Source organism: Streptomyces curacoi, assembly GCF_001513975.1.
Lineage (GTDB): Bacteria > Actinomycetota > Actinomycetes > Streptomycetales > Streptomycetaceae > Streptomyces > Streptomyces curacoi.
In genome coordinates, this window is sequence record NZ_KQ947993.1 from 52,795 (window position 1) to 66,951 (window position 14,157).

General features: G+C 70.0%; 15 protein-coding genes. 5 read left to right on the forward strand and 10 right to left on the reverse strand.

Going from position 1 to position 14,157, the window contains the following annotated elements:
• The first annotated feature begins 9 nt into the window (after positions 1–9).
• Together AQI70_RS30135 and AQI70_RS30140 are read left to right on the forward strand one after the other, a co-directional pair.
• Positions 10–477, forward strand: a complete 468-nt coding sequence (locus tag AQI70_RS30135) for a DUF5709 domain-containing protein (protein WP_062155624.1) — start codon at positions 10–12, stop codon at positions 475–477.
• Between the two features lie 70 nt (positions 478–547).
• Positions 548–808 carry a type B 50S ribosomal protein L31 gene (locus AQI70_RS30140; RefSeq protein WP_062155625.1) on the forward strand — a complete coding sequence of 87 codons (261 nt, stop codon included), beginning with the start codon at positions 548–550 and terminating at the stop codon, positions 806–808.
• 66 nt (positions 809–874) lie between these two features.
• On the opposite strand, the gene AQI70_RS30145 is transcribed toward AQI70_RS30140, so the two are convergent.
• Positions 875–1,669, reverse strand: a complete 795-nt coding sequence (locus AQI70_RS30145; RefSeq protein ID WP_004003055.1) for a metal-dependent hydrolase — start codon at positions 1,667–1,669, stop codon at positions 875–877.
• 145 nt (positions 1,670–1,814) lie between these two features.
• On the opposite strand from AQI70_RS30145, the gene AQI70_RS30150 reads away from it, so the two are divergent.
• Both AQI70_RS30150 and AQI70_RS30155 read left to right on the forward strand, forming a co-directional pair.
• A complete protein-coding gene (locus tag AQI70_RS30150; protein WP_062155626.1) occupies positions 1,815–4,328 on the forward strand; it encodes a DEAD/DEAH box helicase in 2,514 nt (837 codons plus the stop codon).
• Between the two features lie 19 nt (positions 4,329–4,347).
• On the forward strand, positions 4,348–5,220 hold the full coding sequence (locus tag AQI70_RS30155) for an acyl-CoA thioesterase (RefSeq protein WP_062155627.1): 873 nt from the start codon (positions 4,348–4,350) through the stop codon (positions 5,218–5,220).
• A gap of 469 nt (positions 5,221–5,689) precedes the next feature.
• Here AQI70_RS30155 and AQI70_RS30160 read toward each other — a convergent pair whose 3' ends face one another.
• The 5 genes from AQI70_RS30160 to AQI70_RS30180 form a co-directional block, all read right to left on the reverse strand.
• On the reverse strand, positions 5,690–6,685 hold the full coding sequence (locus AQI70_RS30160; protein ID WP_062155628.1) for a tyrosinase family protein: 996 nt from the start codon (positions 6,683–6,685) through the stop codon (positions 5,690–5,692).
• 1 nt (position 6,686) lies between these two features.
• Positions 6,687–7,019: a hypothetical protein gene (locus AQI70_RS30165; protein ID WP_062155629.1), complete on the reverse strand. Its 333-nt coding sequence runs from the start codon at positions 7,017–7,019 to the stop codon at positions 6,687–6,689.
• A 393-nt stretch (positions 7,020–7,412) separates the two neighbouring features.
• Positions 7,413–7,643 (reverse strand): hypothetical protein, encoded by a 231-nt coding sequence (locus AQI70_RS30170; protein WP_062155630.1) that lies wholly within the window; start codon positions 7,641–7,643, stop codon positions 7,413–7,415.
• A 160-nt stretch (positions 7,644–7,803) separates the two neighbouring features.
• Positions 7,804–8,712 carry a DUF6397 family protein gene (locus AQI70_RS30175; RefSeq protein ID WP_062155631.1) on the reverse strand — a complete coding sequence of 303 codons (909 nt, stop codon included), beginning with the start codon at positions 8,710–8,712 and terminating at the stop codon, positions 7,804–7,806.
• 130 nt (positions 8,713–8,842) lie between these two features.
• Positions 8,843–9,256 (reverse strand): roadblock/LC7 domain-containing protein, encoded by a 414-nt coding sequence (locus AQI70_RS30180; protein ID WP_062155632.1) that lies wholly within the window; start codon positions 9,254–9,256, stop codon positions 8,843–8,845.
• Between the two features lie 96 nt (positions 9,257–9,352).
• On the opposite strand from AQI70_RS30180, the gene AQI70_RS30185 reads away from it, so the two are divergent.
• Positions 9,353–9,781, forward strand: coding sequence for a PPOX class F420-dependent oxidoreductase (locus tag AQI70_RS30185; RefSeq protein ID WP_062155633.1), 429 nt, complete (start codon positions 9,353–9,355; stop codon positions 9,779–9,781).
• A gap of 67 nt (positions 9,782–9,848) precedes the next feature.
• On the opposite strand, the gene AQI70_RS30190 is transcribed toward AQI70_RS30185, so the two are convergent.
• The 4 genes from AQI70_RS30190 to AQI70_RS30205 form a co-directional block, all read right to left on the reverse strand.
• Entirely contained in the window at positions 9,849–10,454 is a 606-nt protein-coding gene (locus tag AQI70_RS30190) for a GTP-binding protein (RefSeq protein ID WP_062155634.1), read from the reverse strand.
• Between the two features lie 119 nt (positions 10,455–10,573).
• Positions 10,574–10,993 carry a DUF742 domain-containing protein gene (locus AQI70_RS30195; RefSeq protein ID WP_062155635.1) on the reverse strand — a complete coding sequence of 140 codons (420 nt, stop codon included), beginning with the start codon at positions 10,991–10,993 and terminating at the stop codon, positions 10,574–10,576.
• Between the two features lie 22 nt (positions 10,994–11,015).
• A complete protein-coding gene (locus tag AQI70_RS30200; RefSeq protein WP_062155636.1) occupies positions 11,016–11,489 on the reverse strand; it encodes a roadblock/LC7 domain-containing protein in 474 nt (157 codons plus the stop codon).
• On the reverse strand, positions 11,486–14,146 hold the full coding sequence (locus AQI70_RS30205) for a sensor histidine kinase (protein WP_062155637.1): 2,661 nt from the start codon (positions 14,144–14,146) through the stop codon (positions 11,486–11,488). The genes AQI70_RS30200 and AQI70_RS30205 overlap by 4 nt, the downstream gene beginning before the upstream one ends.
• Between the last annotated feature and the right edge of the window lie 11 nt (positions 14,147–14,157).

Genomic DNA, 14,157 nt, shown 5'->3' on the forward strand with positions numbered 1-14,157 from the left:
GAGGTACCCGTGAACAGCGCCGACGGATGGGGAGACGACGTCTATCAGCCCGACGCATCCGATCAGCGGGAGGACACGGGGCTGCTCGACGCGGAGGACACCCTGGAGTACGACGGTGTGGACGATCCCCTGGACCGGGGCTGGTCCCCTCCGGAGAGACCGTGGGCGGTGGAGCACGTCGGGGTGACGGCGGCCGAGCGCCAGGCGGGTGAGACGCTGGACCAGCGGCTCGCCGAGGAGCAGCCGGATCTCGCCGTGCCGGACGGCGACGGCATCGGCGACCACGACGTCGACGGCGAGCTGCTGGACAACGAGGTCGGCGCCATGCGCTCCGGCCGGCTCGTGGCCCCCGACGAAGGCGCCCACGAGGACGAGGAGAGCGCCCTGGTCGCCACGGACGTGGGCATCGACGGCGCGGCGGCCTCGGCCGAGGAGGCCGCCATGCACATCGTCGACGAGGACGCCCTGTCGGGCTGACCCCGCTGTCCCGGCCAGGCCGGCGGCGAGACCACCCATGCCGTACACCGGCGCCGTACGAGGAGCAGGCATGCAGCAGGACACGCACCCCGACTACCACCCCGTCGTCTTCCGCGACCGGGCCGCCGGTTACGCCTTCCTGACCCGGTCCACCACGACCAGCGACCAGACCATCGAGTGGGACGACGGCCGGACCTACCCGGTCGTGGACGTGGAGATCTCCTCGGAGAGCCACCCCTTCTACGCGGGCAAGGCACGCACGGTCGACTCGGAGGGCCGGGTCGCCGCATTCGAGCGGCGCTACGGCGGCGGGGGTGGTCAGGGCGGCTGATGGCCGCCCCTCGGATGACGTTCTCGGATGACGTTCTCGGATGACGTTGTCAGATGGATGACGTTGTCAGATGACGTTCAGCGCCGCCGCACAGCCCACTCCCCCGAGCAGCATGAACGCCGGCATCAGCACCTTGAGCTCGACCCAGCTGCCCGCCCGGAAACGCATGGCCTTCGGCGGGCCCACCGGGTACCAGCGCTTGTTGCCCAGGGGTATCGGCCAGAGTATCGGGCAGCCGGAGACCGTCAGCGCGTCCCCGATGTCGTGCACCAGCGCGCCCAGCACAATCGGCAGCCCCAGCCACAGGTACTCCTGGCCCGGCGCCGTGAACAGCCAGTCCGAGCCGTTGCCCGGCTTGTCCAGCACGCCCGCGAGGATCCACGCGCTGGTCGCCGCCAGCAGCCACACCAGGACGTCGCTGCTGGAGCCCCGGGTCGCCCGCCACAGCAGGCCCTCGATGGCCAGGACCATGTGCGCGAACAGGATCGCCAGCACCGCCCAGCGTCCGCCGGTGATCGCCAGGACCGAGGCGCCCCCGCCGATCATGACGGCCCACAGCCAGGTGTGCGTGAGGGTGCGGTGTCCGCCGGAGCGACGCGGGTCGCCCTGCTTCTTCGTCGCCTTGTAGACGGCGTACGACAGCTTGTCGACGATCTCGCACAGCCAGCGCGAGAGCGGCCCGAAGGCCCGGGAGATCGTGGCCGCCTTGTGGTCGAGGTCCGGGGCGAGCGCGGCACCGGCGCAGATCAGAGCGCCGGACAGCAGGACGGGCCAGGGCATTCCGTGCCCGGCTGCCGCGGCGGCCGCTCCGACGCCCAGCCAGGCGGCGGCGCCCGACAGTGAGTGTGCTGGTCCCATCATCGGTGTTGCCCGCCCCATTCCTCGTGTGCCGCTGTCCAGTTGACCGGGTTCGTTGACCTGTCGCCGGCGACACAGCGTAGCGTTCGCGATCTTCGTACCTGCAGCCGATTCCCCTATGGGGGTGGAGGGCAGGCAAGATGGGTGGGTGACCCTCATCGATCAGCTGCCGCCGACCGCCGACCCCGACGCCCTCTACGAAGCCTTCGAGTCGTGGGCCGAGGAGCGAGGTCTCACTCTCTACCCCCACCAGGAGGAGGCGCTGATCGAGGTGGTCTCCGGGGCGAACGTGATCGTGTCGACGCCCACCGGCTCCGGCAAGAGCATGATCGCCGCGGGCGCCCACTTCGCCGCGCTGGCCCGGGACGAGGTCACCTTCTACACCGCTCCGATCAAGGCGCTGGTCTCGGAGAAGTTCTTCGAGCTGTGCAAGCTCTTCGGCACCGAGAACGTCGGCATGCTGACCGGCGACGCGTCCGTCAACGCCGACGCCCCCGTCATCTGCTGCACCGCCGAGGTACTGGCGTCGATCGCGCTGCGCGACGGCAAGCAGGCGGACGTCGGCCAGGTCGTGATGGACGAGTTCCACTTCTACGCGGAGGCGGACCGCGGCTGGGCCTGGCAGATCCCCATCCTGGAGCTGCCCCAGGCACAGTTCATCCTGATGTCGGCGACGCTCGGTGACGTCTCGATGTTCGAGAAGGACCTCACCCGGCGCACCGGCCGCCCGACCTCGGTGGTGCGCTCGGCGACCCGTCCGGTGCCGCTCTCCTACGACTACCGGCTGTCCCCGCTCACCGAGACGCTGACCGAGCTGCTGGACACCAAGCAGGCACCGGTCTACATCGTGCACTTCACGCAGGCGCAGGCCGTCGAGCGGGCGCAGGCGCTGATGAGCATCAACATGTGCTCGCGCGAGGAGAAGGACCAGATCGCCGAGCTGATCGGCAACTTCCGCTTCACCACCAAGTTCGGCCGCAACCTCTCCCGTTATGTGCGGCACGGCATCGGGGTCCATCACGCCGGCATGCTGCCCAAGTACCGGCGTCTGGTGGAGAAGCTCGCGCAGGCCGGCCTGCTGAAGGTCATCTGCGGCACCGACACGCTCGGGGTGGGCGTCAACGTGCCCATCCGCACGGTGCTGTTCACGGCCCTCACCAAGTACGACGGCAGCCGTGTGCGGACCCTGCGCGCCCGCGAGTTCCACCAGATCGCCGGCCGCGCCGGGAGGGCGGGCTTCGACACGGCGGGCTACGTCGTGGCGCAGGCACCCGAGCACGTCATCGAGAACGAGAAGGCACTCGCCAAGGCCGGTGACGACCCGAAGAAGCGCCGGAAGGTCGTCCGCAAGAAGGCGCCCGAGGGTTTCGTCGGCTGGACGGAGAACACCTTCGAGAAACTCATCGCCTCCGAACCGGAGCCGCTGACGTCCCGCTTCCGGGTGACCCACACCATGCTCCTGTCGGTGATCGCCCGGCCCGGCAACGCCTTCGAGGCGATGCGCCATCTGCTGGAGGACAACCACGAGCCGCGCAAGCAGCAGCTGCGGCACATCCGGCGCGCGATCGCTATCTACCGCTCGCTGCTGGACGGCGGCATCGTCGAGAAGCTCGACGAGCCGGACGCCAGCGGCCGCATCGTCCGTCTCACCGTCGACCTCCAGCAGGACTTCGCGCTCAACCAGCCGCTGTCCACCTTCGCGCTGGCCGCGTTCGAGCTGCTCGACCCCGAGTCGCCGTCCTACGCGCTGGACATGGTGTCCGTCGTCGAGTCCACGCTGGACGACCCCCGGCAGATCCTCGTCGCCCAGCAGAACAAGGCCAAGGGCGAGGCCGTCGCCGCGATGAAGGCGGACGGCGTCGAGTACGAGGAGCGCATGGAGCGCCTCCAGGACATCACCTACCCGAAGCCCCTGGAGGAGCTGCTCTTCCACGCGTACAACACCTACCGCAAGAGCCACCCCTGGGTCGGCGACCACCCGCTGTCGCCGAAGTCCGTCATCCGGGACATGTACGAGCGGGCCATGTCCTTCACGGAATTGGTGTCCTTCTACGAGCTGGCCCGCACCGAGGGCATCGTGCTGCGCTACCTCGCCAGCGCCTACAAGGCCCTCGACCACAACATCCCGGACGACCTCAAGTCCGAGGACCTGCAGGATCTGATCGAGTGGCTCGGCGAAACGGTGCGCCAGGTCGACTCCAGCCTGCTCGACGAGTGGGAACAGCTCGCCAACCCGGAGGAGATGACCGCCGAGGAGGCCCAGGAGAAGGCCGACGAGGTCAAGCCCGTCACCACCAACGCACGCGCCTTCCGCGTCCTCGTCCGCAACGCCATGTTCCGCCGTGTCGAGCTCGCCGCCCTCGACCAGGTCGAGGAGTTGGGTGAGATGGACGCCGAGTCCGGCTGGGACGCCGAGGCGTGGGGCGAGGCGATGGACAAGTACTGGGACGAGTACGAGGACCTCGGCACCGGACCCAACGCCCGCGGGCCCAAGCTGCTGGTGATCGATGAGGAGCCGGCGAACCGTCTGTGGCGCGTCCGCCAGATCTTCGACGACCCGAACGGCGACCACGACTGGGGCATCAGCGCGGAGATCGACCTCGCCGCCTCCGACGCGGAGGGCCGCGCGGTGGTCCGCGTCACCGACGTAGGCCAGCTGTGAGCACAGGAGAATCCCACCCATGACGACGAACCCGGCCGAGAGGCTCGTCGACCTGCTCGACCTGGAGCAGATCGAGGTCAACATCTTCCGTGGCCGCAGCCCGCAGGAGTCACTGCAGCGGGTCTTCGGCGGCCAGGTGGCGGGCCAGGCGCTGGTCGCCGCCGGGCGCACCACGGACGGCGACCGCCCGGTGCACTCGCTGCACGCGTACTTCCTGCGCCCGGGGCAGCCGGGCGTGCCGATCGTGTACCAGGTCGAGCGGGTCCGGGACGGCAGGTCGTTCACCACCCGCCGGGTCACCGCCGTGCAGCAGGGCCGCACGATCTTCAATCTCACCGCCTCCTTCCACAAGCCTGAGGAAGGGAGCTTCGAGCACCAGCTGCCGCCGGCCCGCAAGGTCCCCGACCCGGAGTCGCTGCCGACGGTCACCGACGAGATCCGGGAGCATCTGGGCACGCTGCCCGAGCAGTTGGAGCGGATGGCCCGCCGCCAGCCCTTCGACATCCGCTATGTGGACCGGCTCCGCTGGACCGAAGAGGAGGTCAAGGGCGCCGAACCGCGCAGCGCGGTGTGGATGCGAGCGGTCGGGCCCCTGGGCGACGACCCGCTGGTGCACACCTGCGCCCTGACCTACGCCAGCGACATGACCCTCCTGGACGCCGTCCGCATCCCGGTCGAACCCCTGTGGGGCCCCCGGGGCTTCGACATGGCGTCACTGGACCACGCCATGTGGTTCCACCGGCCGTTCCGAGCGGACGAATGGCTGCTGTACGACCAGGAGTCCCCGATCGCCGTGAGCGGCCGCGGCCTGGCACGCGGCCGGATCTACGACCGCGAGGGCCGACTGGTCGTGTCCGTCGTACAGGAAGGACTCTTCCGCCGGCTGGGCTGAACTGGGCCTATTACCGCTCCGCCGGGTCAGCTCGGGGCCCGCGCGTGGCTCGCCGGGGGGCCGGATGCTGCGAGGTCTCTCGGCCCCCTCAGCGGCGGGGACACGGGCTCCGACGCCGTGATCACACCTGTCACCGCAGGATCGTCTCAACTGCGGGTGAGGCAGTTGCCGAGCCAGTCCGCCTGCTCTGCACGATGGACGCCGCCATCGCCATCCACTACATGGATCAGCGCCTCCGCGAAGGCGAACCCAGGGACCACAGGACGTTCGGGCCTACGGCGACGACGCGCCCGCCGGCCGCGATGTACGACCTGAACTGGACCGACCACATGCCCAAAGGGCTGTAGTTCTCGGCAGATCGATGCCTCAACGAGGCAGCCTCCGCGGCGGTGTCGATACAGGCGTCCACGGGGTCAGTGCGCAGTGAAGAGGTGGGGAAGCGGGACGGGCAGCTCCGGCAGATGCACACCTAGGGCTTCACGTCGTACACGTACAAGGTGGACATGTCCATGACCTTCCGCGGCGTGGCGCTGGGGCCGAGCGGAGAGACGATCGGATCGTCGATCCGGTGCCCCTCGTAGACGGCCGCGGGGAAGCTCATGTCGGGCGCGTAGAGGCGGCCGTAGCGGTCCATCCAGCCCTCCCAGATCCGGTCCACGTTGCAGTGGTGCAGGAAGAACACCGGGTCGTTGGGCGAGTGGGCGGGCCCCATGTCACCTCCCACCCACATGTGGACCTGGTTGTGCAGATGGGGCTTGTTGTTCCGCGGCGCGAAGCCTTCGAGCCGGCTGCGGAACCCTTCCGAGGAGACGTGGAAGGGGGAGCTGTCGTACCGGTCCACCGGATCGGCGGTACCTGGATCGAAGGCGAGGGCCTCTTTCTGCTCCGTGCTGGTCGGCATGGTCGGCGAGCCGATCGGCGGGCCCTGCCCGAAGATCCTCCTCAGTCCGCGTTCGGTCTGCAGGATTTTTCCGTTGCTGTCACTGCGCAGGCGGATGGTGAATGTGTCCGGATCGGCCGGGTCGTAGCGGAAGGGGCCATCGGCGACGGGGTCGCCCTGTCCGCCCATGTACGTGTCCTTCCAGATTTTCGCACCGGCCGGCGCGCCGAGCTCCCCGTCAGCCGCCCAGTCCCAGTACGGCAGCGCGAACTGCGGTTTCTGGAGCACCCGTTGCAGGTTCGCCTCCAGGGCGGCGAGCATCACCCGATGCCAGGGCAGGAAGATCGGCCCACGGTGGGCCGCGTTCCGCACTCGGTGGTCCCCGCTCGGCGGAACTGGCTTCATCATCGCCCGGATGTGCCAGACCACGAACAGGTCGTAGGTGCTGACCGGGTTGGTCGGTCCCGGGATGCCGAGCTCCGCGGTGGTGTGCCCACTCGGCTCCCGCTTCAGCAGGCCCACACCGCGGACGTAGTCGTCCCGCGCGGTCGCGTCGGTCAGGATGTTCTTGCGGACTACCGCCATCTCATTCGCCTCCCTCGAAGTCCTCGGGGAAGTTGGCGATCAGAGCCCGGATGCTGTCCAGCGCCGAGGCGAACTGGTAGCTGGGCAGACCGTGGCAGGACAGTGTGCCGTCGTCGTCCACGTGGAGTTGTACGTTCAACGGCTTTCCGTCCACGGTGACCTCGTACGTGGTCGTGACCACGATCCGGTGCCCCTCGAACTCCGTCGTACGGACGGTCTTCGCTGGACCGTGGTCGTGGTGTGTGTGGGGCGGGGCCAGCCCGGCCAGATACTCGCCGAGCCGCTCTGGCGCGGCAGCGGCAGTCAGTTCCGTGGGCTCGATGGCTCGATCCATACGTCCACCATCCTGCCGAATCCGACCTTCCGCATCTGATAGGACCTGTCCGGCAATCATGTGACGCCCCATGCCCAGGTCGGTGGGCCGGGGGCGAGGTAGGAAGGCTGGCGCCTTTTTCGTGGTCCGCGGCAGTCGTACAGGTCCATGCGGAGCGACGACAGCAGACAGCCGGCGCCCTTCGAGTACGAGTCGACCGCGCTCGTGTTGATCACATCTGTTCTCACGTTGCCAACAGAGGTGCTCGGGCTCGGCTGCCCGCTTCTGGTGGCGCTTCGCCGCAGGCGTCGGCCACCGCGTCGGGAACGGTCTGGTGGGCGGTGAGGTGGCTGGGCGTCAGGTTGGTCGACTCCCTGGCCCCATGAGGGCCAGGGTGCGGAAGCCCGGCTACAGCTACTGGAGGCTGCCGTTGTTGACGATCGTGTTGCAGGGGTCGACAGCCTCGAGCTGCGGATCAGGGCTGGGCAGGGGAAGGATGAGGCCGATAACGGCATTGCTGAGGAGGCTGTCGACGAGACAGCGTCCGTTGGTCAGGGGTTGTGACTGGGCAGCGGCCGTGCCGGTGCCCCCGATGAGGATGGCTGCGGTGAGGGTGACTGCGGCGAGAACTGAGCGCATGCGCATGATTGCCTCCTGCAAGCGGGGTCGATGCTTCGAGCCTCGTTCAGGGGCCTCTGCGGCAAAAGCGCTGATAGCCCGATAGGGGGCCGGGGCGCAGGCGAGGGCCGGGACCCGATCGTCCATCGGGTCAAGACGCCTCTCTCTTCAACATGCCCCTCCTCCTTCAACATGCCCCTCCTCGCGCTCTGCGCCGCAGCCAGCTCAGCAGGCCGCGTGGCGGTTCCGACTCCTCGGGCCGGGCTGGACCGGGTAGCACCGGATGTGCCGGGGCCGGGACTCGACGCGTCGCGGGACGGGGCGCCGGCCGCCTGTCGCGCGCTTCTTCCAGGACTGCCGTCAGATCGGCGCGCAGCAGACTGATCTCGTCCGGGTCGTCCGCCGTCATGAGCCTCTCGGCGAGGTGCGCGGAGGGCGAACCCGGTGCGCCGGACGTCGGCGGCCCCGGCCGGAAGCGGTTGAGATGGGAGCGTTCATAGGGGTCGGGGACGATTTCCGCGATGTGAACGGGATCGAGGAAGGCGGCCAGTGCGCCGGCGCTCTCCCACGGGTCCTCGGCCAGTCGCAGCAGGAAGCCCCGGTGGCGTCCGCGCCAGTTCCGCGGCCGCAGATCCACGCCGGTGTCCAGCATGGCGCGCAGCGCCTCGGGCATACGACGGGCGTTCAGCAGTGGGGCGTTGTTCTCGTCGGCGGCGACCTGCTTCAGCTCCTCGGCCAGATAGAGCCAGACAACGGCTCGGTAGCGGTTGAGGTACCACTTCACCGGCACGACCAGGCCCAGGCGTGCCAGGCGCGTGAACCTGCCGGCGGACACGTGCATGAGGTCCGCGCCCTGCGTCGTGCCCGCAACCTTCACCCGCTCCCGCAACGTGTCGGGGAACCCGGCCTCCGAGCTCATTCGTTCGATCTCGGAGCGGAGGACTCGCCTGCCCCCGCCTCCCTCGTCGGGCACGGTGCGGATGAGCCCGAGATGGACGGCGAGGTCCAACTCGCCTCGCTTGAGCCCCAGTTCCCGAGCCGCTCGACTCGGCGCGCAGGAGGGGTGGTGGGGTTGGGTGATGGTGTCGCCTGACATGGTCGGTCTCCCCCGTGGAGTCAGTTGTCGCTCACGCTGTGTGCGCTCGCCGTGACAGAAACCGTAGCCGGTCGGGCGGATCTCGTGGCGAGCCTGTGGATAACTTGCCGGGGGCCGACGAATCAGCAGGTCAGAGGTCTGTGTTCGGAGCCCGCTCGGGCTGGCGGGCGTCCACGTCGAGGTGCTCGCCGACTCGGTTGACGAGCAGGGTCATCTCGTAGGCGATCTGCCCGATGTCGGCTTCCGCGCCGCTGAGCACGCACAGACAGCTGCCGGTGCCCGCCGCGGTGACGAACAACACGGCGTCGTCGAACTCCACCATCGTCTGACGCACTCTGCCCGCGCGGAAGTGCCGTCCCGAGCCCTTGGCCAGGCTGTGCAGCCCGGACGACACGGCCGCGAGGTGCTCGGCGTCCTCGCGCCGCAGTCCCGTGCTCGCACCCGTCACCAGACCGTCGTTGGACAGCACCAACGCGTGCCGCACATGATCGACGCGCTCGGTCAGGTCGTCCAGCAGCCAGCCAAGTCCCTGGTTCTGCGCCATGATCCGGTCTCCCCGTGTAGATGTCTCCCCCTGCACCGGAGGGTCTCTTGGCCACCCTTCACGACAATCCGGCCCGCAGGCAAGGAGGATGGGGGCATGGCGAAGAAGATGACCGATGAGGAATGGCGGGCGTTCGTCTCGCACGGCACTCGCACCGGAAAGCTGTCGACCGTACGAGCCGACGGGAGTCCGCATGTGGCACCGATCTGGTTCGTGCTCGACGGCGACGAGGTGGTGTTCAACACCGGCAAGTCGAGCGTGAAGGGCCGCAATCTGGCCCGTGACGGCCGTGTGGCGCTGTGCGTGGACGATGACCAGCCCCCGTACGCGTTCGTGATACTGCAGGGCAGCGCCCGGATTTCGGAGGAGCTCGAGGAACTCAGGCACTGGGCCGGTCGAATCGGGGCGCGGTACATGGGCGAAGAGCGCGCGGAGGAGTTCGGGGCCCGCAACGGTGTCCCGGGGGAACTCCTCGTCCGCGTCAAGATCGACAAGGTACTGGCACAGAAGGCCGTCTCGGACTGACAGTGGTCCGAACGCTGACAGCGGTCCGAACGCCGGTCGGCACCTGAGGCCGACGGGCTGAAACCGGTCAGCTCACCGAGTCGAGAAGCCGGGCGGTGTGCATCCGCCCGGCGTACTCGACGAGTCGGATGAGCACCTCCTTCCCCGAGTCGCGGTCCCGCGCGTCGCACAGCACCACGGGCGTTCCCCGGTCCAGGTCCAGGGCGCGTGAGACGTCGTGGGCGCCGTACGTCCGGGCGCCCGCGAAGCAGTTGACGGCCACGACGAACGGGATGTGCCGGTGCTCGAAGTAGTCCACCGCGGGGAAGCAGTCCTCCAGGCGCCGGGTGTCCGCGAGGACCACCGCGCCCAGGGCTCCCTGCGACAACTCGTCCCACAGGAACCAGAAGCGGTCCTGACCCGGCGTGCCGAACAGGTAGAGGGACAGGCCGGACCGAATGGTGATGCGCCCGAAGTCCATGGCGACGGTCGTGGTGACCTTCTGGTCCACACCGCCGGTGTCGTCGACCAACTGGCCGGCCTCGCTGAGCAGTTCCTCGGTGCGCAGCGGCCTGATCTCGCTGACCGCGCCCACCAGGGTGGTCTTGCCCACGCCGAATCCGCCGGCGACAAGTATCTTCAACGCCAGGGCGGCCGTCTCGCCACCGGAGGCGTCGGAGTGCTCGGATTGCATCGATCACTTCTCTCGGGAGTGCCGGCATCGGTCGACGTCGGTGTGCGAAGTCAGCATCATGACAACTGCGGGTCCCCTTCGTGGGATCGGACCGCTTTTGGCCGGTTCTGAAGCGTCATCTACAGCGCCCGCAATCCTTCGATCACCTCGCGCAGAATGCGCTCGTCAGGAAGTTGCGCGGGCGGTACCGGACGGCTGACGGTGACGCAGCCCAGTTCCAGGAGGTCACCGAGGAGCACTCTGACGACCCCCACGGGCAGATCGGCGCCCGCGGCGAGTTCCGCGACCGACTGGGTCTCCGTACGGCACAGCTCGACGAGGGCCCGGTGTTCCGGCCCGAGTGCGGTGTCGTCGTCGGCTCCGGGCGCGGCGGAGTCCAGCGTGACGAGGGCGATCAGGTCGAAGCGCACCCCGGTGGGGCCGGGCCTGGTGCGTCCGCCGGTCATGGCGTACGGGCGGACGAGGGGCCCGGCCTCTCTGTCGTACCACTGGCTGCCCGGCTCGCGCGGGGCGCCGGCGCCCGTCGTCTCCTTGGTCATGTACGCGGACCGCCTTTCCGGCTCATCCCGCGGCGGGTGGCCGCGCGGCGGCGCGCGTCGGCGTGTGGAGGTGCTCTCCGACGCGTTTGACCAGCCGTGCCATCTCGTAGGCCACCAGTCCGATGTCGGCGGTCACGGCGGTGAGGACCGCGAGACAGGAGCCGTCGCCCGCGGCGGCCACGAACAGGAAGGCGTCGTCCATCTCGACCATGGTCTGACGCACCCCGCCGGCGCCGAAGTGCCGGCCCGCGCCCTTGGCCAGGCTGTGGAAGCCGGAGGCGACCGCGGCGAGGTGCTCGGCGTCCTCTCGTCGGAGGTCGGTGGACGCGCCCACCGCGAGTCCGTCGTTGGAGAGCACCACGGCGTGCCGCACCTCGCTCACCCGCAGCACCAAGTCGTCCAGCAGCCAGTCGAGTTCGCCGGACCTCCCCCACTCTCGGCTTCGCTCGAGCGGGGGGACTCCCATGCCGGCCCTCATGCTCGGATCCTGGATCATGCGGGGTCTCCTTCGCTGCTGTCACTGCGCACTGTGGAATCGGAAACGGCTCCGCGGCCGGGCTGCCTGCCGCCGCCGCGCGTCCAGCCGTCGCGGTAGGCCGCCATGCGGTCCCTGACGAGTTCGGGGGTGCGCCGCTCGTCGTCGCGGGGGACGGTCGTCCCCGCCGGATCCTCGGGGCGTCCGGCGCGCAGTTGGGGTGCGAGACTCGCCTGCCGTACGCGGCGCGGGAGGTCGTCGGAGGCTTCGGAGTCGTCCGGGGGACGGTGCAGTCGCAAGGTGGTGACTCCGGGTGAGGTGTCGGTCGTGGGGCCCACCGCGGGATCACCCGGGCCTGCCGGTGCGGGGGCCACCAGCGCGGGACGGTCGGCTGCCGCGTGGACGGACTCCTGGCGGGGGTCGGCTGCCGCGTGGAGGGACGCCTGGCGCCGGTCGGGTGCCGCGTGGACGGACCCCTGGCGTAGATCGGCTGCCGCGTGGAGGGATTCCTTGCGCCAATCGGCTGCAGCGTAGAGGGACTCCTGACGCCGGTCGGCGACGGGCACGCGCGCGTACTCGCGTTCGGCCGGCCCCTCGTTGTCCGCCGGCTGGCCGGGGGAACGTTCCGCCGTGGCGCTGTGCAACAGGGCCGTGGGCAGCAGGACGACCGCGGTGGTGCCGCCGTAGGGCGAGGTCCGCAGATGCACCTTGATGCCGTGCCGGGACGCGAGCCTGCTGACCACGAAGAGGCCGAGCCGGTCGCTGTCGAACAGGTCGAGCGCCTCCGACTGCTCGATGCGCCGGTTGGCCTCGGCCAGGGTCTCCTTGCCCATGCCGAGGCCACGGTCCTCGACCTCGACGGCATAGCCGTTGCCCACGGGCTCGCCGGTGATGCGCACGCGCGTGTGGGGAGGCGAGAACTGGGCGGCGTTCTCGACGAGCTCGGCCAGCAGGTGGGTGAGGTCGGCGACGGCGGCGCCGAGGACCGACGCCTCGGGGAGTTGTCGTACCTCCACGCGCGCGTAGTCCTCGATTTCGGAGACGGCCGCGCGGACCACATCGGTCAGGGAGACCGGCATCCGCCAGGCGCGGCCGGGTGCCGCTCCGGAGAGGATGATCAGGCTCTCGGCGTGGCGTCGCATGCGGGTGGTCAGGTGGTCGAGCCGGAAGAGGTCGCTGAGTTCGTTCGGGTCCTCGGAGCGCCGTTCCATGCTGTCCAGCAGGCTCAGCTGGCGGTGCACGAGGGCCTGGCTGCGGCGGGCGAGGTTGACGAAGACGCCGGAGATGCCGCTGGCGAGCTCGGCGCGCTCCACGGCGGCCCTCAGCGCGGCGCGGTGGACGGTGCTCAGGGCTTCGCCGACCTGCCCGGTCTCGTCCTCGGCGGGCGGCCCGGGCGGGGCCTCGGCCTGGATGTCGATCTCCTCGCCGGAGCGCAGCTTCCGCATCGCCTCGGGGAGTTTGCGCCGGGCGATCTCCAGAGCGGTGTTGCGCAGGCTCACCAGCTCGATGACGAGGCCGCGGCCGATGCGTACGGAGATCACGAGGGAGGCGGCGACCGCGGCGAGGCCGAAGAGGACGGCGGCACCGGCCGGGGTGAGCAGGCCGCGGGTGAAGGGGTCGGCGCGATCCGCGACGCCGCGCCCGACGTCCTGCTCGATCGTCCGCATTCCGGCCTGCACGCGTGCGTGCGCCTTGCTCCAGCTGGCTTCCGCCGCCGCGTCGATCGCCCGTACGCCTGGAGCCGTGACGAGCACCTTGTCCTCGACGGCGGCCAGGGTCTCATAGGCGCCGTCGCCGCCCACGCGCCGCCAGGCTGCGCGTTCCGGGCCGCTCAGGTCGGCGGTGGACTCGGTGAGGGCACGGCGGGTACCCACGGCGCCGCTGAACAGCCGCAGCCGCTCTCCGTCGAGGCGCCTGGCGAGGCGAGCGCTGTCCAGCAGCACGTCCTCCTGGGCCAACGCCTCCCCCGCGCGAGCGAATTCGAGCAGCACGCGCGCGTCGGAGCCGAGCTCGGCGTCCTGGATGCCGGTGAGCGCGCCGCCCACCGAGAACGCGGTCGCGATGGTCTTCGTGTACCGCCCGTACGTCTCGTCCCAGTCCGAGCGCCGGTCGAGAACGGCGGTCCGTACGGAGCTCAGTTGCTCGGCGCCGGAGACGAAGGCCTCCAGTCGCCGGGCGACTCCGGCGGGGAGTTCCTCGCTGTCGGCGACGGTGTGGTGGTCGCCGAGCCGCAGCCGCGCCACCGCCCGGTCCGTGGCTTCCGCGAGCTTGCGGTAACCGCTCCGGTCGGCGGACGGGCGGGTCGCATGGCGTACCGCGGCCGCACGTTCGGCCTGGAGGGCGGCGACGGCGGCCGCGACGGGCGACCTGATCTCGGAGTCGACGCGCTGCAGCTGACGCAGTCTGGAGACGTCCTGCGCGGTGCTGACGGTGGCGTGGGCCCACAGGGCCAGCAGCGAGACGACCGGCACCATCAACAGGCAGACGATCTTGGCGCGGACGGTGCGTGGCCGGACGCGCCAGCGCTCCGCGGGCCCGGGTGGAACGTCCGCCGCCGCGGCCGGGGGCTCTGCCGGGCCTTCGTCGGCCGGGGGTCCGGCGTGGGCGCGGCGGCCGCGCACGGGGGGCGGTGACGGCGGCTGGGCGCCGGCTGCGGTGGTCCTACGGGGTGTACGCATGGCCTCCTCGC

What these genes read in the sequence shown, in the direction of transcription:
- AQI70_RS30140 (WP_062155625.1), top strand. Translation starts at nt 548, where the DNA reads ATGCAGCAGGACACGCACCCCGACTACCACCCCGTCGTCTTCCGCGAC.
- AQI70_RS30145 (WP_004003055.1), bottom strand. Translation starts at nt 1,669, where the DNA reads ATGATGGGACCAGCACACTCACTGTCGGGCGCCGCCGCCTGGCTGGGC.
- AQI70_RS30155 (WP_062155627.1), top strand. Translation starts at nt 4,348, where the DNA reads ATGACGACGAACCCGGCCGAGAGGCTCGTCGACCTGCTCGACCTGGAG.
- AQI70_RS30160 (WP_062155628.1), bottom strand. Translation starts at nt 6,685, where the DNA reads ATGGCGGTAGTCCGCAAGAACATCCTGACCGACGCGACCGCGCGGGAC.
- AQI70_RS30165 (WP_062155629.1), bottom strand. Translation starts at nt 7,019, where the DNA reads ATGGATCGAGCCATCGAGCCCACGGAACTGACTGCCGCTGCCGCGCCA.
- AQI70_RS30170 (WP_062155630.1), bottom strand. Translation starts at nt 7,643, where the DNA reads ATGCGCATGCGCTCAGTTCTCGCCGCAGTCACCCTCACCGCAGCCATC.
- AQI70_RS30175 (WP_062155631.1), bottom strand. Translation starts at nt 8,712, where the DNA reads ATGTCAGGCGACACCATCACCCAACCCCACCACCCCTCCTGCGCGCCG.
- AQI70_RS30180 (WP_062155632.1), bottom strand. Translation starts at nt 9,256, where the DNA reads ATGGCGCAGAACCAGGGACTTGGCTGGCTGCTGGACGACCTGACCGAG.
- AQI70_RS30185 (WP_062155633.1), top strand. Translation starts at nt 9,353, where the DNA reads ATGGCGAAGAAGATGACCGATGAGGAATGGCGGGCGTTCGTCTCGCAC.
- AQI70_RS30190 (WP_062155634.1), bottom strand. Translation starts at nt 10,454, where the DNA reads ATGCAATCCGAGCACTCCGACGCCTCCGGTGGCGAGACGGCCGCCCTG.
- AQI70_RS30195 (WP_062155635.1), bottom strand. Translation starts at nt 10,993, where the DNA reads ATGACCAAGGAGACGACGGGCGCCGGCGCCCCGCGCGAGCCGGGCAGC.
- AQI70_RS30200 (WP_062155636.1), bottom strand. Translation starts at nt 11,489, where the DNA reads ATGATCCAGGATCCGAGCATGAGGGCCGGCATGGGAGTCCCCCCGCTC.
- AQI70_RS30205 (WP_062155637.1), bottom strand. Translation starts at nt 14,146, where the DNA reads ATGCGTACACCCCGTAGGACCACCGCAGCCGGCGCCCAGCCGCCGTCA.